Origin of the sequence: Paenibacillus sp. JJ-223 (genome assembly GCF_927798175.1) — a bacterium.
Classification (GTDB): Bacteria; Bacillota; Bacilli; order Paenibacillales; family Paenibacillaceae; genus Paenibacillus; species Paenibacillus hubeiensis.
Genome location: NZ_CAKMMP010000001.1, coordinates 840,726 through 865,050 on the forward strand (window position 1 = coordinate 840,726; position 24,325 = coordinate 865,050).

Here is a 24,325-nt window from a genome sequence, read left to right on the forward strand (position 1 = left end):
GGAGTTACCGTCAGTTGAACATAAGAGAGAAAGAAGGTGGCAAGATGGTTCCACAAGTCACAGGCACACAGACGATGGTAGTCAGTCCACATTCTTTGGCCAGCGCGGCAGGATCGCGTATTTTGCAGCAGGGCGGTAACGCCTTCGATGCTGCCGTGGCGGTGAGCGCCTGTCTTGCCGTCGTATACCCTCATATGACGGGAATGGGAGGCGATTCCTTCTGGTTAACCTATAGCACCGAAGAGGGAAAAGTCAGGGCATATAATGCGAGTGGACGTTCGGGAAGCCGGATTACCGCGAGCTGCTTTGCCGGTGAATCAGCCATCCCGCAGCGAGGACCCCGAAGCGTCATTACCGTGCCGGGGATGGTGGACGGCTGGGATGCCATATTACAGGAATATGGCTCGATGACGCTGGCGGAGGTGCTTGAGCCCGCGATCCATTATGCGCTGGAAGGCTTCCCGCTATCGCCGGACCAGCATGTCAATACGGCTGAGCGTTTCGATGTGTTGGCAGCTTATCCACAGACTGCCGCCATATATCTGCCTGGAGGCAAGGTCCCGGAGCAAGGCAGCCGCTTTGTGCAGTCTGCTTTGGGAAGCAGCCTGCTCCAGGTTGCGGACCAGGGTCGAGACGTATTTTATTCAGGCAGTGTTGGTCAGGAGATTGTTCGCTCACTTAAGGAGCAGGGCGGTCTGCTGACACTGGAGGACTTTGCGAGACACAGAGGTGAATGGGTGGAGCCGGTGAAAGGGAGTTACCGAGGGCTTGATCTCTATCAGGTCCCGCCGAATTCACAGGGCTTTACCGGTATAATGGCGCTTCAAATTATAGAGCAGTTTGATTTGGAGAGTATCGAGCATGGTTCCTATGAGTACTATCACCTGCTCGTGGAGGCGCTGAAGCTGAGCTTCCGTGACCGCGATCGTTATTTGACAGACCCACAATTTTCCTCCATTCCTCTGGACCGGCTGCTATCCAAATCCTATGCTGCGAAGCTGGCGGCCTGCATCGATATGGAGCGAGCTCTGCCGATGAATACCCAGCCGGTAGGGCATGATACGGCATATGCTGCGGTAGTAGACAGCGAGGGTAATGCCGTTTCATTTATCCAAAGTCTCTATTTTGAGTTCGGCTCGGCCGTGGTTGGGGGAGACACCGGTATATTGCTGCAGAACCGAGGCTCGTTTTTCTCGCTAGATTCGTCGCATGTGAACAGGCTGGAACCGGACAAAAGAACCTTTCATACGCTGATGCCGGCAATGGCTTGCCGCGATGGGAAACCGTATATTTTGTACGGTACCCAGGGAGGAGAAGGTCAGCCGCAGACACAGACTGCGCTGCTGACCTGCATGGTGGATTATGGCATGGCCCCCCAGACCGCTGTGCGTGAACCCCGCTGGGTGTGGGGAAGAACATGGGGAGAGGCAACGCAAGAATTGCGAGTGGAAGGCCGAATCGCGGCAGAAGTGCAGCAGCGTTTACGGCTGGCCGGACACGCGGTGCATACAGTTGAAGATTTTGCTAGAGTCATGGGACATGCGCACGCCATTATGATCGATGACAATGGCTTCCTGCTCGGGGGTACCGACCCACGATGCGATGGTGCGGCTATCGGATGGTAACCCAGAACTGGGGCGAAAGGTCTGGGTATAATACCGCGCAGGCTTTATTCTTCTATAAGACACAACTAAGCTGGAACGGTTCCCGTTATCCTGCTGGGGGAACAACGACTTTTTTGAAAGCACTACTTATGTGAAAAATGTTGTATGACAAGAACATTATTCTATTCAAAGTCGCTATTATAGCGGCTTTTTTGTTATGGCTTTAGCCAGTTGAGTGCGCGAAACGCGCGAAACAAAAAACCACCCGCTATGCGGGTGGAGGGATTGAGGGTTCGACCACTAAGACCATTCCGATAAACTTGAGATGTTCAGGCTCAAGGAAAGGAATGGTCTTAGATGGCAACCAAGAGCTATAGCCTAGCTCACACAAAGTGGATGTGCAAATACCACATTGTATTCACCCCGAAGTATAGACGGAAAGAGATTTATAATCAAGTGAGAAAAGATCTGATTGAAATCTTCAAACGCTTATGTAAGTACAAAGGTGTAGAGATATAGAAGGTCATATGATGCCGGATCATGTACACATGTTGGTAGCGATCCCATCGAAAATTGCAGTTTCATCGTTCATGGGATATCTAAAAGGAAAAAGCTCGCTAATGATCTTTGAGAAGCATGCCCAGCTCAAATATAAATACGGGAATCGAAAATTCTGGGCAGAAGGATATTACGTGAGTACGGTGGGTTTAAATGAAGCAACGGTAAGAAAGTACATTCGAGAACCAGGAAGCACATGACCAAGCAGTAGATAAGCTGAGTGTAAAAGAGTACGAAGATCCGTTCAGCAGCAACGGGAGCAAGAAATAATAAACCAGTTTAACTGGTAAGTGAAAGTGACAAAAACACTGAGCCTGAACGGATTTGTGGTCAGGCTAGCGTCTTTAGGCGCAGTTTGGCAACAGGGGTTATACCCCAAGAGCAAACCACCTGTTGGACAGGTGGTCCTGATTGGAACGGTACAAGTGCTGTGGAAACATATTGTTCATAACTTGGGCATCCCGAACCTGAATTCAACACAAACGAGGCGCATTCAACTGTTTTATTACATATATTTCAATTAAATTTGATGAAGTATGGATATTTACCAAGAAAATAATCATGAATTGATAATATATAACCAAAATATAATCAATATAACCAAATAGAAAGGTAGGATATGACTCGTTTACTCCCCGATTTATTATGGATTCATACGGTAATTAAGGAATGTTAAGAAAAAAGGGAAGAAAAATATTGACTGAAAGCGCTTTTAATATTACTATATAATCACATAATGATCAAAAGTTTATCATTACATTATCAATCAAGCAAAAAAAGGGGAATTAGTTTCCAAGTCATGCCTCATTATTTTCATCTGAAGGAGAGTGCTTATGAAACATCAAGGCATCCTGTGGGGGATTGCGCCGATTGGTTGGCGCAATGATGACCTCCCGGAAATAGGCGCAGGAAACACGCTTCAGCATCTGCTGAGCGATATCGTCGTTGCTGGATTTCAGGGGACTGAGGTCGGCGGATTTTTTCCGGAGGCAGCCATATTGAACAAGGAGCTCCGGCTGCGCAAGCTAAAGATCGCGGCACAATGGTTCAGCAGTTATATTATCCGCGACGGCATGGAAGGCGTCCTCGAATCTTTCCGCAGACAGTGCAGCTATCTTCAAGCGGTAGAGGCAAGCGCCATCGTTGTATCTGAACAAACTTACAGCGTTCAGGGGTTGGAGAATAATGTCTTTGCCGACAAACCGCATTTCTCGGACCATGAATGGGAGGGATTGTGCGAGGGATTGAACCAGCTTGGCAAAGTTGCCGAGGAATACGGTTTGAAACTGGTATACCATCACCATATGGGAACGGGTGTCCAGACAGCGGAGGAGATCGACCGGCTGATGGCTGGCACTGATCCGGAGCATGTGCATTTGTTGTATGATACGGGCCATATTTATGTCTCCGACGGCGATTATATGACCGTATTGAATCGACATATCGGCCGCATCAAGCATGTCCACTTCAAGGATGCCAGACCCGAGGTGATGAACGAATGCAAAAAAGTCGGAAAATCATTCTTGCAATCTTTCCTGAGCGGAATGTTCACGGTTCCGGGAGACGGCTGCATTGATTTCACGGAGGTGTACCGTAAGCTGACGGGGGCAGGTTATACGGGCTGGATTGTCGTTGAAGCCGAACAGGATCCGGCCATTGCGAATCCCCTTGAATACGCTCTAATTGCCCGCCGATACATTGATGAGAAGCTGCTTGAATCAACATGCGAATCCGAGGAGGGACAGCCTTATGAACACCGAATCCGCTAAAAAGTCCTTTCTGACCAAGATCATATTGATATCCACGCTGGGAGGCCTGCTGTTTGGCTATGATACCGGGGTCATCAACGGTGCGCTGCCTTTCATGTCTGCCGAAGACCAGCTTAACCTGACCTCCTTCACAGGAGGGCTCGTCGCCAGCTCGCTGCTGTTCGGTGCGGCGCTGGGTGCTGTATTCGGAGGACGATTGTCCGATTACAATGGACGACGAAAAAACATCATGCTGCTTTCCATCGTGTTTTTCATTTCCACGATCGGCTGCGCGCTTGCACCTAACGTAACAATCATGGTCATCTCCCGCTTCCTGCTGGGGCTCGCCGTTGGCGGCGCGTCCGTCACGGTACCGTCCTATCTGGCCGAAGTCTCCCCGGCGGACCAGCGCGGAGCGATTGTTACCCGAAATGAATTGATGATTGTAAGCGGCCAGCTGCTGGCTTTTGTAATCAATGCCATTTTAGGCACTATTTTTGGCGATACCAGCCATGTATGGAGATATATGATCGCCATTGCCGCTCTGCCTGCAATCTTCCTATTCATCGGCATGTTTCGGGTACCGGAAAGCCCACGCTGGCTCGTAACCAAACAGAGAAGCGATGAAGCGCTTGGCGTGCTTGGCAAAATTCGCAGCAAAGAAAAGGCAGCCGAAGAACTTGCAGAGATCCAAACTACGGTTAACCAGGAAAAGGAATTGCAAAAGGCCGGCTTCAAGGATTTGGCGATTCCTTGGGTACGGCGCATCCTGTTCATAGGAATCGGGATTGCCGTCGTTCAACAAATCACAGGCGTTAATTCCATCATGTACTATGGAACTGAAATTTTGAAAGACGCAGGATTTGCCATGGACGCTGCCCTGATTGGAAATATTGCAAACGGTGTCATTTCGGTTGTGGCCACTTTCGTGGGGATCTGGCTGCTTGGCAAGGTGGGGCGTCGGCCGATGCTGATCACCGGTCTCGCAGGCACGACAACAGCACTGCTGTTAATTGCGATTCTATCGTCAGTCCTGCAAGGGTCAGCCGCGCTGCCATACGTTGTGCTTGCTTTGACGGTGACGTTCCTGGCCTTTCAGCAGGGGGCGATCTCGCCAGTAACCTGGCTTATGTTATCCGAAATTTTCCCGCTTCGTTTGCGTGGATTCGGCATGGGTGTAACCGTTTTCTTTCTTTGGATTGTCAACTTTACCATTGGACTGCTATTCCCGGTAATGCTCGGAAGCATGGGCTTGTCGGCCACCTTCTATGTATTCGTCGTGCTGGGCGTACTGGCGATCATGTTCGTTAAATTGTTCCTGCCCGAAACCAAGGGGTTGACGCTGGAACAGCTGGAGCAAAACTTCCGCAACCACGGGAAAGAATCTCGCCATATGCAGGAAAGCTATGGTGCCAATGCGGCATCGACCGATTAATATCAATCATGTAAGCGCTGCATTCATGAAAAAAATCAGGAGGAATCATATCATGACTTTGAACATTGGCGTTATTGGAACAGGAGCAATCGGCCGGGAGCATATCCGGAGAATCACGAACAACTTGTCGGGAGCCAAAATCGTTGCGGTAACCGACGTTAATGCCGAGGCCGCCAAAGCGGCAGTCGATAATTACAATCTGGATGCGCAGGTATTTCCCGACGATAAGACGTTGATCGAATCCGGCGGCGTTGACGCGATTCTTGTAACGAGCTGGGGCCCGGCCCATCAGCAGAGCGTTATGGCGGGGATCGAAGCGGGGAAATACGTATTTTGCGAAAAGCCGCTGGCGACAACGGCCCAAGGATGTATGGAAATTGTCCAAGCGGAGGTCAAGCATGGAAAAAAACTCGTTCAAGTCGGTTTCATGCGCCGTTACGACCAAGGATACCAACAGCTCAAACAGGCAATCGAGAGCAAATTTATCGGCGAGCCTTTGATGATCCGCTGTGCGCACCGCAACCCTGAGGTAGATGACAAATATACGACCGACATGGCGATTACTGATACGCTTATCCATGAGATTGATGTACTGCACTGGCTGGTGAACGATGATTATAAATCAGTACAAGTCGCTTACCCCAAAAAAACAAGACATGCATCCAGCCATCTGCGTGATCCGCAAGTCGTCACACTGGAAACGCAGGGAGGCATCCTGATCAACGCGGAAATTTTCGTGAACTGCAAATACGGGTACGACATTCAGTGCGAAGTCATTGGTGAAGAAGGCATTATCAAACTGCCTGAGGTTCCCAGCATTAGTTTCCGTAAAGAGGCCCAGCTAGGAACGCATATTTTGATGGACTGGAAGCAGCGTTTCATTGATGCATACGATCGTGAGCTCCAGGATTTCATTGATGCGATCAGACTGAAAGGCGAACCACAAGGACCTACTGCATGGGATGGCTATATTGCTGCGGTTACGGCGGATGCATGTGTCAAGGCACAGGAGTCCGGCATTCCGGAGTTGGTGGAACTGGGGGAGAAACCGGCTTTGTACGGCAACGAGGCCGGCAACCGCGTTCAAGTCTGACAGGCCGGGCAGGAGCCTCGGGCCGCTTATGAAAAGGTATAAACACATACGGATGGGAGAATGAACGATGAAACTATGTTTTAATCAGGCAACCACCCTGAACAACTCGAATCTCGCCAAGGATCTGGAATACTGCGAAAGACACGGATATGATTATATCGAAATCCGTACCATGGACAAATTGCCCGAGTATCTGCAGGATCGTTCCGTTGATGAACTGGCGCAGTTTTTCCGGTCCAGCCATATCAAACCATTGGCCTTTAACGCTCTTGTATTTTTCAATAACCGGGATGAGGCCGAGTATCGCGAGCTCTTGAAAGAGTATCGCCAAATGCTGGAGATTGGTTCACAGCTGGGTGTGCAATACATCGTTGCCGTTCCGCTCGTGACCGAAAAAAAGATAACGCATGCCGAAATCAAGGCCAGCTCGGTCCAGGTACTGCGAGAGCTGTCGGATCTGGCACAGCCTTATGGCATCCAAATTGCGCTGGAGTTTGTCGGACATCCGCAGTGTACAGTGAACACCTTTGGTCAAGCTTACGACATTGTTGAGGAAGTTGCCCGCGAGAATGTGGGTCTCGTCCTCGATTGCTTCCATTTCCATGCGATGGGCTCCAAGCGCGGGGACCTGCTGCAAGCGGACGTGTCCAAAATCTTTATTGTGCATATCGACGATACCGAAGATTTCCCTATCGGTTTTCTGACCGATGAAGATCGGGTATGGCCTGGTCTGGGTGCGATTGACCTCGATTTTATTTTCGCTACGCTGAAGGCGAAAGGATATGACGGGGTTGTATCGGTCGAGCTCTTCCGTCCGGAGTATTATGAGCTGGATGCGGAAGAAGCGATCCGAACAGCCAAGGAAACGACGCTGCAGGTAGTGTCCAGGCACTACAAGCTGCAGCTGTCCTGAGGACCATTCTTGTATAAGACACGATACAAATGATTACAACCACAAACATCCGGGGTCGCCTGTTCATTCGGTCGACCCCGGATGTTTGTGTGTTAAATGTGAGGGAAAGCGTTCCGGGCTGCCCCAGGCCTGACTTCTGTTGTTCAGCTGGAATCCCAGGTCGGACGAAATCGGGCGGGCTACGGACGACATAACGGCAATGACCGGTTATACCAAAACAGCATGCCTTCTCTCTTAAGACAGAAGGCATGCTGCATATAAGCTGATTCGGAGATTAACAACTTGAAGACACTCCGCCCGGCCCGATCTACAATTCGCCGGTTAAAAACTGCGCCCGGCCGAATCCAAAGCTCCAGTCGCCGGTTCCGTTCTCGACGATGGATACCATCACGTCGCTTGGGGCAATGCCGCATTCCTGCTGCAGACGCTCGGCCAGCAGCTTGTACAGCCTTTCTTTTTGCTCCGGTGTCCGCTCTTTACTGACGACGCTAATGACGATGACCTGGTTGGTACGCTCAAAACCCAGGCCGGTATCCTCGATGATCATTTCATGAGGAGCGTGCTGATGCACAATCTGGTACCGATCCCGCATGGGAACCCGGAAGGCCTCGACCATGGCATAATGGGCGGCATCCAGCAGTTTTTTCATTTCCTCGGGACTTCGACCTTCAATAACGTCAAATCGCAATAATGGCATGTGATTTCCTCCTGTAGTGTCCTGTTTAGGGTATTTTGACCTCGATGCCGTGTGATTCGCAAAAAAGCTGGAACGGATCGGGAAGTGGTTCGGAGCTGATGATCATGTCCACATTTTCCAGTGGTGCATAGGTTAACAGGGTTGATTTGCCGAACTTGCTGGGGTCTGCGAGCAGAAGCAGCGTTTCCGCCTTTTTGGCAATGACCTTCTTGATCTCATATTCCAGCAAATCCGAGTTGGTAAGGCCGTGAGTTGTGCTGATGCCGGTTGCCGCCATAAAGGCCTTATTCACGTTGTATTTGTCGAGCATGCGAGGTTCGTCAATGCCTACGAACGATTTGGTTTTGTGTTTATAAGTATTGCCAATCACCAGCAAATTCACCAGCGGCAGTTCGGATGCGCCATTAATGATATCCAGGCTGTTCGTCAAAATCGTAAACGAAATGTTCGCTGGAAGATGCTCAGCCATATGCTGGGTTGTTGTGCCTGAATCGATGAAGATCAGGTCGTTCTCTTCGATGCAGGAGGCGGCCAAACGGGCAATGATGCTTTTCTCGGACGAATGCTTGCTTCCCCGATTTTCGAACGGAATAAGCTCTGTGGCGGAGGTGACGCCTCCATACACTTTTTCAACGGCGCCTTTGCGTACAATCTGGTTGATATCCCTCCTTATCGTGTTTTTGGAAACTTCGAATTTCTGGCACAATTCATCCAGAGTGACGCTTTTATGAGAGTGAACGTACTCTTCAATATCCTGCAGACGTCTGGCTTTCATAGGCACTCTCCTGTTTGATTTGATACAATTAATATAAAATAACACCAAAATATTATCAACACTTTATTAAAAATAGACAAAAATATAACAATAGAATTATAATGTTCCTGCCGCAACCAGGAGGGAGGCACAGGAATGCTCGATATTTTGATCCACGAAAATATCATTTTGTTGATTTACATGGCGGTCGGATTCATTGCCTTCAGGCTGAAGCTGCTGCGCAAATCCCACATGGAAGGGTTGTCCAAACTTCTGCTGGGCATCGTGCTGCCGGGCGCCATACTGCACAGCCTGCAAATTCCTTACTCCAGGGAACTGCTGGGCGACATTGGCGTCACGATGCTTGTTGCTGTCGCCATATTGCTCTTCACCTTTGCTGCCGGCCTTCTGTCAGCCAAAATGTTACTGCGGGCGGGGGAACGGGAAATTTGGGTAGGCTGCTGCGTGTTCTCCAGCATTCTGTTCATCGGCATGCCGATGGTGGAGGCGCTGTACGGAGACCGGGGACTGGCGATACTCGGCACCTACAACACCGTGTTCAATCTGGCTCTGTTCAGCTTGGGGGGAAGCATATTCTCGGGAGCCGGGGCCAGAATGGCGCCGCTGTCCAGGCTGTTGGGCAATCCGGCCATACTTGCAACCGCCGCAGGTTTCATCATGTTCCTGTTCAATGCAAGGCTGCCTTCGCCGCTGCTGGAAGCAAGCCGCTGGCTTGGGGGACTAACGGTGCCCATTGCCATGATCCTCACGGGTTCGATGATTGCCGGCAATAAGCTGGGGGCTCTGCTGCGGAGCAAGCGGACCTACCTCTTCGTTCTCGTGCGACAGATCCTCGTCCCTGTGGCCTGTCTTCTGTTGATTAAGCAGGTGTTGGACGACCGCGTGCTGCTCGGGATCGCTTTTTTGGTCAGCGCCATGCCTTCAGGGGCCTCGAATGCCGTTTTTGCCGAAACCTATGGAGGGAAAGGGGAGGAGGCTTCACAATACATCGTCATGTCCACCTTATGTTCCATCTTTACAATCCCGCTGTTGTTCCTGCTCGCATAGACGTTCAATATGCAGGCATGAAGAATCGGAAAATGATCATATTTAGTTTTTTTACTGGGTTGACGGTTAGTTTTTTATCGGATATCATAAAAACATAACCAAAACATAATCAAAATTGTACTTTACAAACCGTGAAATGTCTCTGGTTTTATGGTTCTTATTTTCAACCTGAGAGAGGAGCTTGACGATGTCCACAACGATGAACACAACGGCAAGAAAATTGAAAAACTATATCGGCGGTCAATGGGTGGAAAGTCGCGCGACCAAATATGAAGACGTTTACAATCCGGCTACGAAAGAACGGATATGCCAGGTTCCGCTGTCGACCAAAGAGGACATGGACTATGCAGTGCAAGTTGCGAAGGAAGCCTTCGAGAAATGGAAGAGGGTCGCAGTTCCAAGACGTGCACGCATCCTCTTCAATTACCAGCAGCTGCTTTCGAAGCACAAGGACGAGCTGGCCCGCCTGATTACGATCGAAAACGGCAAGAGTCTGCATGAAGCACTCGGCGAGGTGCAGCGCGGAATAGAGAACGTCGAATTTGCCGCAGGAACGCCTTCACTAATGATGGGAGATTCGCTGGCCTCCATTGCAACGGACGTCGAGGCTGCCAACTACCGTTATCCCATCGGAATCGTCGGAGGCATTGCGCCGTTCAACTTCCCGATGATGGTACCTTGCTGGATGTTCCCGATGGCCATTTCGCTGGGGAATGCCTTTATTTTGAAGCCTTCCGAGCGTACGCCGCTCCTGACCGAAAGACTTGCGGAACTGTTTACCGAAGCCGGGCTGCCTGCTGGCGTATTCAATATCGTGTATGGAGCTCATGACGTCGTCAACGGAATTCTGGAGCATCCGGAAATTAAAGCGATTTCATTCGTTGGCTCCAAGCCGGTCGGCGAGTATGTGTACAAAAAAGGCAGTGAACATCTCAAACGGGTACAGGCGTTAACGGGAGCCAAGAACCATACGATTGTCCTGAATGATGCCAATCTGGAAGATACGGTCACGAACGTGGTAAGCGCAGCATTCGGTTCCGCCGGTGAACGCTGCATGGCCTGTGCCGTCGTGACCGTCGAAGAAGGCATTGCGGATGAATTCATCGCACTGCTCAAAGAAAAAACGCAAAACGTAAAAATGGGGAACGGCTTGGAGGACGGGGTATTTCTTGGCCCGGTCATCCGCGAAGAGAACAAAACGCGTACGATCCGCTACATCGAAAAAGGGATTGAAGAAGGGGCACAGCTCCTGGTGGACGGTCGGGATCATCTGCTGGAAGACGGCTACTTCGTTGGACCAACCATTTTCGAAGGCGTAACAACCGATATGACCATTTGGAAAGAAGAGATTTTTGCTCCGGTATTGTCCATTATTCGGGTGAAAAACCTGAAGGAAGCGGTGGAAATCGCAAATCAGTCGGAATTCGCCAATGGGGCATGCCTCTTCACCACAAATGCGCACGCCATTCGTTATTTCCGTGAAAATATCGATGCGGGAATGCTGGGCATCAACCTCGGCGTACCCGCTCCGATGGCATTCTTCCCGTTCTCGGGCTGGAAATCTTCGTTCTACGGCACGCTGCATGCCAACGGGAAAGACAGCGTGGATTTCTACACTCGCAAAAAAGTCGTGACCGCACGTTATACGGAACCGGAATTTGAATAAACGGGAGGGATTCATACGTGGTCAGTCATCTTCTGCGCAAGCCTAATTCAACACAGCAGGAAGGCGTTGTCACAATCGTTCATCAATTGATGACGCAAGACACCGAACTGGAATACGTCGGCTTCAAATTGATTGACCTCCAAGCGCAAGGGCGCTATGAAGAGTCGCTGACGGATCAGGAATGCTGCATCGTTGCCTTGACAGGCAAGATTACCGTTACCGAAGGAGAACATGTTTTTGAAGGCATAGGAACGAGAATGGACGTTTTCGAGAAGAAACCGACAGATAGCGTATTCGTATCCGGCGGCAAAAGCTTCGCGATCAAAGCGGCGACCCAAGCTACCGTTGCTCTGTGTTACGCGCCTGCGCTGCAGCCGCTTCCCACGAAATGGATCAAGGCAGGGGAGGTCGGCGTCGAGCATCGGGGAAAGTATCAGAACAAACGCATGGTCCACAATATCTTGCCTGATCATGATCCGACTGCGAGCAGCCTTCTTGTGGTGGAAGTCTATACGGAGGGGGGAAACTTCTCTAGCTATCCGCCCCACAAGCATGATCAGGATCGGCTTCCGCATGAATCGTTCCTGGAGGAGACCTACTATCATGAAATCGATCCGCCTGCCGGTTTTTTGTTCCAGCGGGTGTACACGGATGACCGAACGCTGGATGAGACCATGGCTGTCGAGCATCGGGACGTGGTGATCGTGCCTGCCGGATATCATCCGGTTGGTGTGCCGGATGGATATACGTCGTACTATTTGAATGTTATGGCAGGCCCCCAACGGATATGGAAGTTCCACAACGACTCGGATCATGAATGGATTCTGGATCGCAACTAACCGAAAAGGAGCGGAAAGAGCATGAACAGTGGAACAAGCGGAGAAAAGAAATATGATTTGATCGCGATCGGAAGAGCCTGCATTGACCTGAATGCTGCAGAATACAATCGCCCGATGGAGGAAACGATGACCTTCGTCAAGTATGTGGGAGGCTCTCCGGCCAATATCGCGATCGGAGCGTCGCGCCTTGGACTCAAAGCTGGCTTTATCGGCAAAATTGCCGATGACCAGCATGGCCGCTTTATCCGGAAATACATGAGTGACGCCGGAATCGATACGTCCCGGCTTGTCGTTGACCAGGAAGGGCATAAGACAGGCCTTGCTTTCACAGAGATCAAGAGCCCCGAGGAATGCAGCATCCTGATGTACCGGGACGACGTAGCGGATTTGTATTTGCGACCGGAAGAAGTGGACGAGGAATACATCAAACAGGCGGGCATACTGCTGGTCTCCGGTACGGCGCTGGCTCAAAGCCCTTCCCGGGAGGCGGTCCTCAAAGCTGTTCGGTTGGCTAAGCGGAACGGAACAAAAGTCGTTTTCGAATTGGACTATCGTCCCTACACGTGGAAAAGCAAAGAAGAGACGTCTGTGTACTACTCGCTGGTAGCCGAACTATCGGACATTGTCATTGGAACGCGCGATGAATATGACGTGATGGAAGGCCAAGAAGGCGGAATCAACGAAGATACCATTCATGCGCTGTTCGGTCATCGACCGGAAATCGTGGTTATCAAACACGGGGTCGAAGGCTCCTATGCCTACACCAAATCCGGCGACGTCTTCCGTGCACAGGCATACAAGACGAAAGTGCTCAAGACGTTTGGTGCCGGCGACTCGTATGCTTCGGCATTCCTGTATGCCCTGATCTCCGGCAAGGACATCGAGACCGCGCTGAAATACGGCAGCGCTTCGGCATCCATCGTGGTCAGCAAGCACAGCTCGTCGGAAGCGATGCCAACCGTTAACGAGATTGAAGCACTGATTGCCAATCAGCCTGTCATCCATTCCTGATATCAGGATAACACTTCAATAAAGGTGGAGTTGAATCATGGGCAACAAGATCAAAATGACAACAGCGCAAGCATTGATCAAATTTCTTAACCAGCAGTACATTCATGTCGATGGTCGAGAGACCCCTTTTGTCGAAGGGATATTCACCATCTTTGGCCACGGCAACGTACTGGGGATCGGTCAGGCGCTGGAGCAGGATGCCGGTCATCTGAAGGTGTATCAGGGCAAGAACGAGCAGGGCATGGCTCACGCGGCAATCGCTTATGCCAAGGAAACCTTGCGGCGAAAAATATATGCGGTATCCACCTCATCGGGCCCGGGATCTGCCAATCTGGTAACAGCCGCCGGTACGGCACTTGCCAACAACCTGCCTGTGCTGTTCCTGCCTGCGGATACGTTTGCAACAAGGCAGCCCGACCCAGTTCTGCAGCAGATCGAGCAGGAATACAGCATGGCCGTCACGACCAACGATGCGCTGCAGCCGGTGTCCCGCTATTGGGATCGCGTGACGCGTCCGGAGCAGCTGATGAGCGCGTTGATTCGGGGTTTCGAGGTACTGACCGACCCGGTCAAGAGCGGACCTGTCACCATCTGCATTTCCCAGGACGTGGAAGGGGAAGCGTTCGAATTCGACGAGACATTTTTTCAGAAGCGCGTTCACTATTTGGATCGATTGCAGCCAAACGAACGGGAGCTGCAAGCTGCGGAGCAGCTGATCCGCAGCAGCCGCAAGCCGCTGATTCTGGTCGGCGGAGGCGTAAAATACTCCGGAGCGAGGGAAGAAGTGATCGCGTTCTCCAGGAAATACGATATTCCCCTGGTAGAGACGCAGGCAGGCAAATCCGCCGTCGAGAGCACGTTCGAGAACAATCTGGGCGGAATGGGGATTACAGGAACACTCGCAGCAAACAAAGCCGCCCGTATAGCCGATCTGGTCATTGGGATCGGGACGCGCTATACCGATTTTGCCACTTCCTCCAAGACGGCGTTTGATTTTGACCGCACGAAATTTCTGAACATCAATGTGAGCCGGATGCAGGCTTACAAGCTGGACGGCTTACAGGTGGTGGCTGATGCGAAGGAAGCGCTGACCCAACTGTATGACCGGCTGGATGGGTACATCAGCGAATTCGGACCGATTATTCCAGAGCTGCAGCAGGAATGGGCCGATGAACGCTTACGTCTCTCCAAAGTGGAATTCAAGCGTACAGGCTTTGTGCCAGAGGTCAAACAGCACTTCACTCAGGAGACGATGAATGAGTATGCCGATGCACTGGCATCGGAATTGCCGCAAACGACGGCACTGATTACCATTAACGATACGATTGACAAAGACAGCATTATCGTGTCGTCCGCCGGTTCGCTCCCGGGAGATTTGCAGCGGCTTTGGAAGTCGGAAGTGAGTAATACGTACCATTTGGAATACGGGTATTCCTGCATGGGATATGAAGTATCGGGCGCGCTCGGCATCAAGCTGGCGAATCCCGACCGCGAGGTATATTCCATCGTAGGCGACGGCAGCTTCCTTATGCTGCACTCCGAATTGGTCACGGCGATCCAGTATCACCAAAAAATCAACGTCTTGCTGTTCGACAACGCCGGCTTCGGATGCATCAACAACCTGCAAATGGATCATGGCTCAGGAAGCTATTACTGCGAATTCAGAACACGGGATAACCGGATCATGAACATTGATTACGCCAAGATCGCGGAAGCGTATGGAGCAAAGGTCTACCGCGCCAACACCGTGGAAGAGCTGGTAACGGCCTTGGAGGATGCAAAGAAGCAGCCGAATTCCACCTTGATCGAGATGAAAGTGCTGCCCAAAACGATGACAGATGGCTACGATAGCTGGTGGCATGTCGGAGTGGCAGAAGTATCGGAACGAGAGGGGATACAGCGTGCATACCAGCGGAAGGTAGACATGTTGAAAAAATCGAAGCAGTATTAAATCCAATACAGGCAAAGAGGAGGAACAAGCATGAAGCTGGCATACGATCCGACGCATTTCAGGGATTCCCTTTCGATGGAAGAGATGATTTTCAAGGTCGCCGATCTGGGCTATGAATATATCGAGCTTTCGCCTCGCGAGGATTTCTGTCCATTTTACAAATATCCCAAGGTGGATAAAGCGAAGATCAAGCAGGTCAAAAAATGGATGAGCGAGGCGGGCCTGAAATTTTCTTCCCTTCTGCCGCTGTACCACTGGGCCGGACCGGATGAAGAGAGAAGACAGGCGGCCGTTCGGAATTGGAAGCGTGCCATCGAGATCGCCGTTGAGCTGGACGTGGATTTGATGAATAGCGAATTCAGCGGCTCCAAATATGAACCCTTTATCTGTGAAGAGAAGTTTGTCAAGTCGATGGACGAACTGATCCCGGTCTTCGAGAAGGAAGGCATTCGCCTTAACCTGCAAGCGCATCCTTATGATTTTATTGAGACCAATACCGGCGCGATCGATATGATCCGTGCGCTTGATCGCCCATGGATCAAACTTGTATACTCCGTTGCCCATACGTTCTTCTATGATGACGGCGTAGGCGATATTGCCAAAATGCTGGATGAAGCGGGGGATCTCTTGGATCATGTGCTGTTTGCGGATACCTTTAATCATAAGGCCGCATACGGATTGCGCTACATTGTCAATCCGCCGGACGCCAAGGTGACGGTGCACCAGCATTTGAACATCGGTGAAGGCGACGTTGATTTTGATACATTGTTCCGCAAGCTGCGCGAGATGAAGTTTGATGGCATTGCTACGAATGCAGTGTTTGCATATAGCGACAAACCGGAAGAATCAAGCGCAATTATGCTGAAAAAAATGAAAGAAGGGCTGGGCCTCGGCTAGCAAAGAGAGTGATGGGAGGTGATGGTCATGCCCTTGGTATCCATGAAGGAAATGCTGCAGAAAGCAAAAGAGGAGAATTACGGTGTCGGCCAATTCAATGTAAACGGTCTATCCTGGGTTCATGCCATTCTGGATGCGGCGCAGCAGGAAGAGGCGCCGGTCATTGTAGCGGCATCGGATCGGCTCATTGATTTTCTGGGCGGTTACCGGACTGTTGCAGCAATGGTAAGTGTGCTGGTTGAAGAGAAAAAGATTCAGGTACCCGTAGCCCTTCATCTCGACCATGGCAAGACGGTCGAGAACTGTCTGCGCGCCATTGACGCGGGGTTTACTTCCGTCATGTTCGACGGGTCCCATGGTCCAATCGAGGACAATATACGAGATACGAAAAAAGTCACAGCATATGCAGCCACCAAAGGCGTTTCCGTCGAAGCCGAGGTTGGCACTGTGGGCGGCATGGAAGATGGCCTGATCGGCGGCATCCAATATGCGGACCCGAATGAATGCAAACGGATCGTGGAGGAAACAGGCATTGATGCTCTTGCGGCTGCCCTAGGATCCGTCCACGGCAGATATGTCGGGGAGCCAAAGCTTGGCTTCTCAGAGATGGAAGTGATATCCGGAATGGTGGGTATTCCGCTTGTACTGCACGGCGCCTCAGGCATTCCGCGGCACCAATTGCAGCGAGCAATCCAACTGGGTCATGCCAAAGTGAACATCAACACCGAATGCGTCACAACTTGGTCTCATCAGCTGCGTAAGACTCTTGCAGCGGATACGGAAACAACGGAACCGCGGACCATTTTGACGCCTGCCAGAGAAGCCATTCGAGAAACGGTGCGCTCCAAAATCCGGGAATTCGGTTCCAGCGGCAAAGCACTCAGCTTGAAAACCAAATAACGGCCAATAAAAAAGCAGCACGTTCCACTCTGTGCCAAACAGAGAAATGGTGCTGCTTTTGGGTTTCGGTCGTTATGGTGTCACGATGGTGATCCCGTGTTCTGATGCGTATTGCTGGTAGGTTATGTTTGGCACGCTATTGGTGATCAGGTAGTCAATGTCGCTGAGGGAACAGTACGTCGTGATCGCGTATTTGTCGAATTTGCTGTCATCAATCATCAGGTACACGTTCAGGCTCTTTTCCACAACCGTGCTTTTAATGTCGGTCTCCAGCGGAGACGAGTTGGTTACACCGTTTGTAATCGAAATCCCCGTGGACGCTACGAATGCTTTGTTAATATTATACTTCTTAAGAAGCTCGATGCTTTGGAACCCGACAAAAGAATTCGTTTTGCGTTCAAGCATGCCGCCGGTTGAAAAGATGGAAAGGGAAGGATACGGCTTGGCTTCATGAATAAAATCGAAATTGTTGGTGACAATCGTGAGCTGCTTGTGATGAATGTAGGGAAGAAGCTCCAGAGTCGTCGTACCCGAATCGACAAAAATAACGTCGCCGTCCTCCACGAACTGGGAAGCCAGCTTGCCGATTTCCTGCTTCTTGGTCAAGTTTTGGTCACGACGTTCATTGAAGACAACAAGCTTGGAATGATTGACAGATACCCCGCCGTACACTTTTTTTATTATTCCGGAATCTACCAGGGATTGAACATCCCGGCGAATCGTATTTTTGGATACCCCAAAATGCTCGACCAATTCCTCAAGGGATACTGATTCATGCTCAAAAACGTATTCTTTAATCTGATTGATGCGTTGGGATTTGATCATTTGTTGATTCTCCTAATGATATTTTTAGTTAAACTTCTGATCAGAATGGTTAAATTCATTGTAATCGACGTGGGGTGAAAAATCCACATGGAATCACCGTCTACCGCACGGATCTCGGGGAGAAATCAGCAGATTGTAAGGTGCAGCTGATGTACCGGAATGGCTGAAGGGGACTTCTTTCGGAGTTTATCGGCAGGTTGGTTTCCATGATTTGTAACACCTTCTTAAATGTTTGCTGGGTTTCCCACGCACTTGAACTTAAAGTTTAAGGTCGGCGCATATACAAACGATTCTGATCGAATACAAACTAAAAAAGCAAGCTCTTCTTGATCAAAGAGTTTGCTTTTTTCTATCGAACCGCTAACCTACAACCCACGTTAAAATCGTTGTTGCAGCAAGCAATCAGTTTCGAGGGACAAGAACATGTTCCTATTATCGATTAGGCATATATCTAATCGATATCTCGCTCTTCGATTCACTTAACTAACAGGCAGGATATTCTAAGATCAATCGTGGTGAACCTTATCATAGGTGAGGCGATTTTTGGCGCTACTGTAAGAGTGCTGAAGACCGCCCGATTCGGATGTTGGAAGAAACAAGAACAATCTCACCTACGAGTTGCTGACCATCAGGCTCAAGTGGATGAGATTGTCGTATATTAGATTAGTCAACAAAAAATTGCTATTCGAAAAAAAGCACCGGCCGTTTATAGGCCGGTGCTTAAACAACTTTGCTGTTTATTGCTTAACCGTCATTTCCTCCGCGAGTTGGGCTAGGCGTTCAGCCGAGCCATCCTGCAGATCAGGCGTATAAGCATGCAGGAACTGCCCGCTTCCGTTCTGAACTGGCAAGACAAGCGTTGACAGGTTCAGTAATCCAGCCCGCGGATGCGTAATCGCTTGCGGGTGCTTGCTCGTGCAACGAACCTCGTAGTTCTCCCACATGGTTGCAAACTCGGGGCAACTCTCCTTCATTTCCACGATGAACTCCGTATACCAAGTATCTTCGAGATTCTGGCTGTACATCACGCGGAAGTGGCCGAGCAGAGATGCAGCCAAGTCTTCCCAGTCGATGAACATCGTTCTGTAGGATGACAGCATGAATATGCGCCAAATCATATTGCGTTCGCGGCTGTTGGCCGTACCGAAAGGGCCGAATACGGAGAGAGCCAGACGATTCCAAGTCAGTACATTCATTTTCGCGTCGGTAATGTAAGCGGGGCAGAGCGGCATCTGATCCAATAAATAGTTCAGCGGAGAAGACACCGCGGGTTCCTCTTCCTTCGGAATGAAGGCGTTTTGGCGAGGATTTGCAAGGAAATGGAGATGGTGATGCTCGTCTTGGTCAAGGCGAAGAACGCGAGCCAGACTGTCCAGCACCTGGTCGGAAACGTTGATATCACGTCCCTGCTCCAAAGAGGTATACCAAGGCAGCGAAATCCCGGCAAGCGCTGAAACTTCTTCGCGCCTGAGTCCTTTCGTTCGTCTTCTCGTAAATTCGGTGTGTGGCAGGCCCGCTTCTTCCGGCGAGAGCCGAAGCCGTCGCGTACGAAGAAATTGCCCGAGCTCCTGACGGCGTTGATCGTCGCTCATAGCAGAACGCTCCTTTCAAGCTGATACTCTCAGTATTAGGATTGCGAAATATAGAATCGCGAATAACGTTAGGGGGAACAATGATATAAACACAGTTCTTCTTGGATGAACCGAATCAAGTTAAGATAAAGCCATCACTTATTATGCTTCAATTTTAACACATTCACAAATCTAAAGAGATTAAAGGAGAAAATCATCATGAATAATATCTTAATTATTAACGGTCATCAGTTCTACCCCTATTCGCAAGGAAGATTGAATAAAACGTTGGTTGACGAGATGATTTCCAACTTGTCGGAAAAATACAACATAAAAACGACGGTTGTTCAAGACGGCTACGATATCAAAGAAGAACAGCAGAAATTCAAGTGGGCCCACACGATTATTTTTCAAACTCCAATTTACTGGTTCTCATTGCCTACGCTATTCAAAAAGTATATCGATGAAGTCTATGAATATGGCGTGATGTTCCAAGGAGCCGAAAAGTATGGGCAAGGCGGACTGTTGAAAGGGAAGAAGTACATGATCTCCACGACTTGGAATGCTCCGGAGAGCGAATTTAACAACTCGGAAGGCTTCTTCAAAGGGTTGGATTTGGAAGGGACATTGGAGCACATTCACGCAACTCAACGCTTCATTGGCATGGAGCCGTTGGCAAGTTTCAGCATTCACGATGTGATCACGAATCCGGATATCGAACAACATATCGCCAAGCTTCGCAGACATTTGAATCAAGTTTTCGCACTTGAACTTAAAGTTTAAGGTCAGCTTATACAATCGATTCTGATCGAATACAAACGCAAAAAGGCAACCTCTTCTTGATTCCGAGGGGTTGCCTTTTTTTCTTTCGGACCGCTACCGTACAAGCCACCTTAAAATCCATACAAACAACCAGCCCAAGCCAAGGATAAATCATAGTCAGATTGCCGATTTTATAAATACCTAAAGAAAGTGTAGAATACTTTGATGATGCTTCCAGTTGAATAAGTTTTACAACCTATTTCATTTTACTTTTGAAAATTAGGTGAAACTATCTATGACTGAGTGAACATCAACGAAATTGATTATTTTTAAATAGATCATTAAGATAAGAGACATTGTCAGCGATGCTTTCCAGACGTTAGTAATTTAAGAGACGAGGATCAAAATGAACAAAGCAAAAATTCTAATCATTGAAGATGACGCACCTATTGCAGATTTACTTTCATACGGCCTTTCTATAGAGGGGTATCAAACACGTATCGCATCAAATGGAGCAGATGGAATACAAGCGATACAATCATTTCAACCTGATTTATTATCGAAGGACATGAACTTGTACCGATTGCCGTAAAGGACAAGAACATAATCCGATTACCGATTAGATAAGCATCAATCTACATTTCACTGCACTAATTCATTAAACTAACGGGCAGTTTATTACAGCAAATATTACGAAACCGAACAACATCCTGCGAGTTATGACTGACTAATTGCCATCCCCTAAGGGGCTCTTTTTTATTTAATCTTTTTTCTTGACCTTTACATTAATGTGAAGCTTTATAATTAAGCTAACGTTCCCAATCGATGAGGTGATCATTTTGAAGATCGGAAAGGTAAGAAAAATAACTGGCGTTAGTGCCCGTTCGATTCGTTATTATGAGGAGAAAGGATTGATCAAAGCATCTCGTCAAGAAAATAATTATAGAGAATATGACGAAAAGGCGATCGAATCCATTAACACCATTCAGCTTTATTTAGGTTTAGGGCTGACAACTGACCAAATTCGGGACATTATCTTCTGTAGATTTCCTGAGCAACAGGAGCATAAAGATAAAGACGTCTATTGTGAGGAATTGCTGCTTATGTATCAGTCGAAAATGCACGAGATTAACCAACAATTGGATGCTTTAACCAAAGCGAAGTTCAATTTGGCTGAAAAAATCAATCGGATGGTGCAAAAACGGGAGGAGGATAATAAATGACTATATTAGTTGCTGGGGCAACGGGAACCGTAGGGCGGCATGTCGTGGACCAACTTCTTCAAAGGGGGCAAAAGGTACGTGCATTGACACGTAATCCGCAGCAAGCCAATCTTCCTCATGGTGTAGAGGTTGTCGCGGGAGATTTAAGTGATCCAAGTACGCTTGTTTCTGCGTTGGTTGGCATCAGCGGCATGCATTTAATTACAACAGGTGCCGAATATGCCCCGTTACAAACAGGACCAGAAATCGTTGAGCTTGCTGAGAAGGCCGGGGTGCGAAGGGTTACCGTTTTGTGGAACGGAGAGAAGGGCCCTTTTGAGAAGGCGGTTGAGTCAAGCAGTCTGGAGTGGACTCAGCTTCAAGCTTTTGAATTTATGGCAAACGCACGGAAATGGGCGAACTCTATACGCTCCGAGGGGGTTGTTCGAGACCTGTTCGGAGGATCACGGATTGCTCCTGTTCATGAAGCCGATATTGGAAGAGTCGCAGCAGTTGCACTTTCTGGGGAAGGTCATGCAGGTCAAATATATACATTAACAGGGCCTGAGAGTTTATCGGTTCAAGATAAAGTTCGGATAATCAGTGAGGTTATTGGACGTGAAATTCAATTTATCGAAAGCTCTGAAGAAGAAGAACGTGAACAGATGAGGAAAATGGGTGTTCAGGAGGATGCAATAGATTACGTGATTCGTTGGCACCTTAATCCGCCTAAATCTGCTTATACCGTTATGTCGACAGTGGAGGAAGTAACAGGACACAAACCGTATACGTTCGCAGAGTGGGTTAAGGAGAATGCAGGATTTTTTATCAATTCGGATAACGCTTGAATCTATTATTTTTTTAGACAGACGTGTCAGAGCATACATCGCTGGTAGCGATACGTTCAACGATTCGTTCTGAATTGTCGAGGGATAAGAACATGTTCCCATTGAAGTCGCTAATTTGATGTGACCCCCAAAAGTTAGACGCGGTGATTTCATCAGGCAGCTTTCTCAAAATGAGTTCGGTACTGTACCGGGCTCATTTTTATTTTTGCCTTCAACCGTTTGGTATTGTAGTATTCCAAATATTTTTTTAGTTCTTCTTTGAAATGTTCCACATTTTCAAACTCGTTGTAGTACAGAAACTCCGACTTGAGAATGCCGAAGAAGTTCTCTATGACGGCGTTGTCGTAACCATTCCCTTTTCGCGACATGCTTTGGAGAATGCCTCTCGACCTAAGCGCATGGCAATACGGCTTCATTTGATAATGCCATCCTTGGTCGGAATGAAGAAGAAGATGGTGCTCTTCCGGCAGACGCTTCAGCCCTTCATCCAGCATTTCGACACCAGAGAATACGTTGTGCGTGAACCCACGGTATAGGTGATAATCTCCCCGTTGAACAAGTCCAAAATGGGCGATAGATACAGCTTTTCTCCAAATAACTTAAACTCCGTGATGTCTGTCACCCACTTCTCATTGGGTGCCTCCGCCGTGAACTGGCAATCCAGTTGATTCGGTGCAACTTTGCCGACGGTCCCTTTATATGACTTATACTTTTTCATACGAACCAGGCATTGAAGAGACATTTTCTTCATGAGCCGCTGAACCTTCTTGTGGTTCACTTTCCACCCACGGATCGCCAATTCATCACGAATGCGGCGATAACCGTAGCGTCCGTCATGTTCTGCGTAGATGGATTGGATCTCCGCTTCCAAATCGGCATTCGGATCTGGTTGGTTCATACGCTTAATGATGTTGTAATAGGTGCTTCGCGGGATACCAGCCAGTTGTACGAGTGCCAACACCGGATATTTATGCCTCAGTTCCCAGACGACTTGTGCGTTGTCCTGTTTGGTGATTTTCCCTTGTTTTGAACTAAGGCATTCAACTTTTTTAGATACTCATTTTCCATTTCGAGCTGCTTGATCCGTTCTTCGAGTGCTTCGACAGACCCTTCTACTACGGATCGTTTGGTAGATGAATTGGAATCTTTCTTCATAGATGGACGCCCCTTCTTTTTTGGCTCAAGGGCTTCTATACCGCCTGACTCCATCTTTCTCTGCCAGAAATACAACATGGAGAAGTCCGGGAGCTTAAACAAAGCAGCGGTTTCCATGAGAGAAGCGTTGGATTGAGCTAAATGATGGAGTACGTCCAGTTTAAAGCTTGCCGTATAATTTGTATAGACGTTAGTAAAGGCAGACTCGCCATGCATTTCAAAGAGCTTCAACCAATATTGGAATTGGGACTTGGTAACGCCCATTTGATTTGCGTATTCCATCTGTGATAGAAGATCTGGGTCATACCCTTGAATTATCGTCAATTTCCTATCTTCGTAAATTTAGTCATAAAAAAATGCACCTCCAACTGTTAGAGTGTGTCTAACAATTGGGGTGCAGTTCAAAGTGACCGGGCTTTTTTTTATTGTTGCGCACGGGATCGCACACTTGTACATGACGTCGGCATGGTCTGCATCAGGAGCTATGCAGAACAAGGAAAGGCCTGCAGTTGTTTCCTGATATTCACACCCAACCGGAATAGCTGTTTTTTTCCAATCCCCATTGTTTTGAAAGGCTGACAACAGGCATATCAAGAAGCTGTAAAGGGAAAAGGCATTACCATGAGCATGTCCTGCAAGGGTGCGCACGCTGATAATGCCCCATCGAATCGTTTTATTCTACGATAAAGTCTGAAACGTTCTATCACATTCAAACAAAACTAAATAACCAGTCGCCGGTTCATTACCGGCTAAAGGCCTGGTGTACGCTGAACAAAAAGGCAGAATGTCGCTGATTTACTCCACAGACAAGGGGAAAGAGCTTCAACC

General features: G+C 48.9%; 19 protein-coding genes and 4 pseudogenes. 18 read left to right on the top strand and 5 right to left on the bottom strand.

The window, feature by feature from the left end; all coding sequences use genetic code 11:
- Positions 1 to 44: 44 nt before the first annotated feature.
- The 6 genes and pseudogenes from ggt (at position 45) to iolI (ending at position 7,351) form a co-directional block, all read left to right on the top strand.
- Positions 45 to 1,625: a gamma-glutamyltransferase gene (gene ggt, locus L6H98_RS03460; RefSeq protein WP_236412975.1), complete on the top strand. Its 1,581-nt coding sequence runs from the start codon at positions 45 to 47 to the stop codon at positions 1,623 to 1,625.
- Positions 1,626 to 1,961: 336 nt separating this feature from the next.
- Positions 1,962 to 2,432 (top strand): annotated as a pseudogene (gene tnpA / locus L6H98_RS03465) (IS200/IS605 family transposase).
- 563 nt (positions 2,433 to 2,995) lie between these two features.
- Positions 2,996 to 3,931 (top strand): myo-inosose-2 dehydratase, encoded by a 936-nt coding sequence (gene iolE / locus L6H98_RS03470; protein ID WP_236412855.1) that lies wholly within the window; start codon positions 2,996 to 2,998, stop codon positions 3,929 to 3,931.
- A complete protein-coding gene (locus tag L6H98_RS03475) occupies positions 3,912 to 5,345 on the top strand; it encodes a sugar porter family MFS transporter (RefSeq protein ID WP_236412856.1) in 1,434 nt (477 codons plus the stop codon). Before iolE ends, L6H98_RS03475 begins: the two co-directional genes overlap by 20 nt.
- A gap of 52 nt (positions 5,346 to 5,397) precedes the next feature.
- Positions 5,398 to 6,438, top strand: a complete 1,041-nt coding sequence (locus L6H98_RS03480) for a Gfo/Idh/MocA family oxidoreductase (protein WP_236412857.1) — start codon at positions 5,398 to 5,400, stop codon at positions 6,436 to 6,438.
- Between the two features lie 67 nt (positions 6,439 to 6,505).
- Complete coding sequence (iolI, locus tag L6H98_RS03485) at positions 6,506 to 7,351, top strand: 2-keto-myo-inositol isomerase (RefSeq protein ID WP_236412858.1); 846 nt, start codon at positions 6,506 to 6,508, stop codon at positions 7,349 to 7,351.
- Positions 7,352 to 7,658: 307 nt separating this feature from the next.
- On the opposite strand, the gene L6H98_RS03490 is transcribed toward iolI, so the two are convergent.
- Positions 7,659 to 8,048 (bottom strand): tautomerase family protein, encoded by a 390-nt coding sequence (locus L6H98_RS03490; protein WP_236412859.1) that lies wholly within the window; start codon positions 8,046 to 8,048, stop codon positions 7,659 to 7,661.
- Between the two features lie 25 nt (positions 8,049 to 8,073).
- Positions 8,074 to 8,823: a DeoR/GlpR family DNA-binding transcription regulator gene (locus L6H98_RS03495; protein WP_236412860.1), complete on the bottom strand. Its 750-nt coding sequence runs from the start codon at positions 8,821 to 8,823 to the stop codon at positions 8,074 to 8,076.
- Positions 8,824 to 8,958: 135 nt separating this feature from the next.
- On the opposite strand from L6H98_RS03495, the gene L6H98_RS03500 reads away from it, so the two are divergent.
- The 7 genes from L6H98_RS03500 to fba all read left to right on the top strand — a co-directional run bounded on the left by L6H98_RS03500 (position 8,959) and on the right by fba (position 17,134).
- Positions 8,959 to 9,870 carry an AEC family transporter gene (locus L6H98_RS03500; protein ID WP_236412861.1) on the top strand — a complete coding sequence of 304 codons (912 nt, stop codon included), beginning with the start codon at positions 8,959 to 8,961 and terminating at the stop codon, positions 9,868 to 9,870.
- A 199-nt stretch (positions 9,871 to 10,069) separates the two neighbouring features.
- Positions 10,070 to 11,536 carry a methylmalonate-semialdehyde dehydrogenase gene (gene iolA, locus L6H98_RS03505; protein WP_236412977.1) on the top strand — a complete coding sequence of 489 codons (1,467 nt, stop codon included), beginning with the start codon at positions 10,070 to 10,072 and terminating at the stop codon, positions 11,534 to 11,536.
- 17 nt (positions 11,537 to 11,553) lie between these two features.
- Entirely contained in the window at positions 11,554 to 12,375 is an 822-nt protein-coding gene (gene iolB / locus L6H98_RS03510; RefSeq protein ID WP_290371409.1) for a 5-deoxy-glucuronate isomerase, read from the top strand.
- Positions 12,376 to 12,396: 21 nt separating this feature from the next.
- Positions 12,397 to 13,386, top strand: coding sequence for a 5-dehydro-2-deoxygluconokinase (gene iolC / locus L6H98_RS03515; protein WP_236412863.1), 990 nt, complete (start codon positions 12,397 to 12,399; stop codon positions 13,384 to 13,386).
- 37 nt (positions 13,387 to 13,423) lie between these two features.
- Positions 13,424 to 15,337, top strand: coding sequence for a 3D-(3,5/4)-trihydroxycyclohexane-1,2-dione acylhydrolase (decyclizing) (iolD, locus tag L6H98_RS03520; RefSeq protein WP_236412865.1), 1,914 nt, complete (start codon positions 13,424 to 13,426; stop codon positions 15,335 to 15,337).
- A 30-nt stretch (positions 15,338 to 15,367) separates the two neighbouring features.
- On the top strand, positions 15,368 to 16,234 hold the full coding sequence (locus tag L6H98_RS03525; protein ID WP_236412866.1) for a sugar phosphate isomerase/epimerase: 867 nt from the start codon (positions 15,368 to 15,370) through the stop codon (positions 16,232 to 16,234).
- 27 nt (positions 16,235 to 16,261) lie between these two features.
- Positions 16,262 to 17,134: a class II fructose-1,6-bisphosphate aldolase gene (gene fba, locus L6H98_RS03530; RefSeq protein ID WP_236412867.1), complete on the top strand. Its 873-nt coding sequence runs from the start codon at positions 16,262 to 16,264 to the stop codon at positions 17,132 to 17,134.
- Between the two features lie 72 nt (positions 17,135 to 17,206).
- Here fba and L6H98_RS03535 read toward each other — a convergent pair whose 3' ends face one another.
- Together L6H98_RS03535 and L6H98_RS03540 are read right to left on the bottom strand one after the other, a co-directional pair.
- Positions 17,207 to 17,959 (bottom strand): DeoR/GlpR family DNA-binding transcription regulator, encoded by a 753-nt coding sequence (locus L6H98_RS03535; RefSeq protein ID WP_236412868.1) that lies wholly within the window; start codon positions 17,957 to 17,959, stop codon positions 17,207 to 17,209.
- A gap of 737 nt (positions 17,960 to 18,696) precedes the next feature.
- Positions 18,697 to 19,551, bottom strand: coding sequence for a helix-turn-helix transcriptional regulator (locus L6H98_RS03540; RefSeq protein WP_236412869.1), 855 nt, complete (start codon positions 19,549 to 19,551; stop codon positions 18,697 to 18,699).
- Between the two features lie 198 nt (positions 19,552 to 19,749).
- Between L6H98_RS03540 and L6H98_RS03545 the strand changes: the two genes are divergently transcribed.
- From L6H98_RS03545 to L6H98_RS03560, 4 genes and pseudogenes are all read left to right on the top strand, one after another.
- Complete coding sequence (locus L6H98_RS03545) at positions 19,750 to 20,313, top strand: NAD(P)H-dependent oxidoreductase (RefSeq protein WP_236412870.1); 564 nt, start codon at positions 19,750 to 19,752, stop codon at positions 20,311 to 20,313.
- Positions 20,314 to 20,698: 385 nt separating this feature from the next.
- Positions 20,699 to 20,851, top strand: a pseudogene (locus tag L6H98_RS03550) (DNA-binding response regulator); the annotation flags it as partial.
- A 271-nt stretch (positions 20,852 to 21,122) separates the two neighbouring features.
- Complete coding sequence (locus L6H98_RS03555) at positions 21,123 to 21,515, top strand: MerR family transcriptional regulator (RefSeq protein WP_236412871.1); 393 nt, start codon at positions 21,123 to 21,125, stop codon at positions 21,513 to 21,515.
- A complete protein-coding gene (locus tag L6H98_RS03560; RefSeq protein WP_236412872.1) occupies positions 21,512 to 22,342 on the top strand; it encodes an NmrA family NAD(P)-binding protein in 831 nt (276 codons plus the stop codon). Before L6H98_RS03555 ends, L6H98_RS03560 begins: the two co-directional genes overlap by 4 nt.
- A gap of 152 nt (positions 22,343 to 22,494) precedes the next feature.
- Here L6H98_RS03560 and L6H98_RS03565 read toward each other — a convergent pair.
- Positions 22,495 to 23,847: pseudogene (locus L6H98_RS03565) on the bottom strand (IS3 family transposase).
- 238 nt (positions 23,848 to 24,085) lie between these two features.
- Between L6H98_RS03565 and L6H98_RS03570 the strand changes: the two are divergent.
- Positions 24,086 to 24,291, top strand: a pseudogene (locus L6H98_RS03570) (hypothetical protein); the annotation flags it as partial.
- Positions 24,292 to 24,325: the final 34 nt, after the last annotated feature.

Bases quoted from the DNA above. Each gene is read 5' to 3' on its own strand.
- L6H98_RS03535 (WP_236412868.1), bottom strand. From the start codon at position 17,959: ATGATCAAATCCCAACGCATCAATCAGATTAAAGAATACGTTTTTGAG.
- L6H98_RS03495 (WP_236412860.1), bottom strand. From the start codon at position 8,823: ATGAAAGCCAGACGTCTGCAGGATATTGAAGAGTACGTTCACTCTCAT.
- L6H98_RS03490 (WP_236412859.1), bottom strand. From the start codon at position 8,048: ATGCCATTATTGCGATTTGACGTTATTGAAGGTCGAAGTCCCGAGGAA.
- iolD (WP_236412865.1), top strand. From the start codon at position 13,424: ATGGGCAACAAGATCAAAATGACAACAGCGCAAGCATTGATCAAATTT.
- L6H98_RS03500 (WP_236412861.1), top strand. From the start codon at position 8,959: ATGCTCGATATTTTGATCCACGAAAATATCATTTTGTTGATTTACATG.
- iolA (WP_236412977.1), top strand. From the start codon at position 10,070: ATGAACACAACGGCAAGAAAATTGAAAAACTATATCGGCGGTCAATGG.
- iolC (WP_236412863.1), top strand. From the start codon at position 12,397: ATGAACAGTGGAACAAGCGGAGAAAAGAAATATGATTTGATCGCGATC.
- L6H98_RS03540 (WP_236412869.1), bottom strand. From the start codon at position 19,551: ATGAGCGACGATCAACGCCGTCAGGAGCTCGGGCAATTTCTTCGTACG.
- ggt (WP_236412975.1), top strand. From the start codon at position 45: ATGGTTCCACAAGTCACAGGCACACAGACGATGGTAGTCAGTCCACAT.
- fba (WP_236412867.1), top strand. From the start codon at position 16,262: ATGCCCTTGGTATCCATGAAGGAAATGCTGCAGAAAGCAAAAGAGGAG.
- iolE (WP_236412855.1), top strand. From the start codon at position 2,996: ATGAAACATCAAGGCATCCTGTGGGGGATTGCGCCGATTGGTTGGCGC.
- L6H98_RS03545 (WP_236412870.1), top strand. From the start codon at position 19,750: ATGAATAATATCTTAATTATTAACGGTCATCAGTTCTACCCCTATTCG.
- L6H98_RS03525 (WP_236412866.1), top strand. From the start codon at position 15,368: ATGAAGCTGGCATACGATCCGACGCATTTCAGGGATTCCCTTTCGATG.
- L6H98_RS03480 (WP_236412857.1), top strand. From the start codon at position 5,398: ATGACTTTGAACATTGGCGTTATTGGAACAGGAGCAATCGGCCGGGAG.
- L6H98_RS03560 (WP_236412872.1), top strand. From the start codon at position 21,512: ATGACTATATTAGTTGCTGGGGCAACGGGAACCGTAGGGCGGCATGTC.
- iolI (WP_236412858.1), top strand. From the start codon at position 6,506: ATGAAACTATGTTTTAATCAGGCAACCACCCTGAACAACTCGAATCTC.
- L6H98_RS03475 (WP_236412856.1), top strand. From the start codon at position 3,912: ATGAACACCGAATCCGCTAAAAAGTCCTTTCTGACCAAGATCATATTG.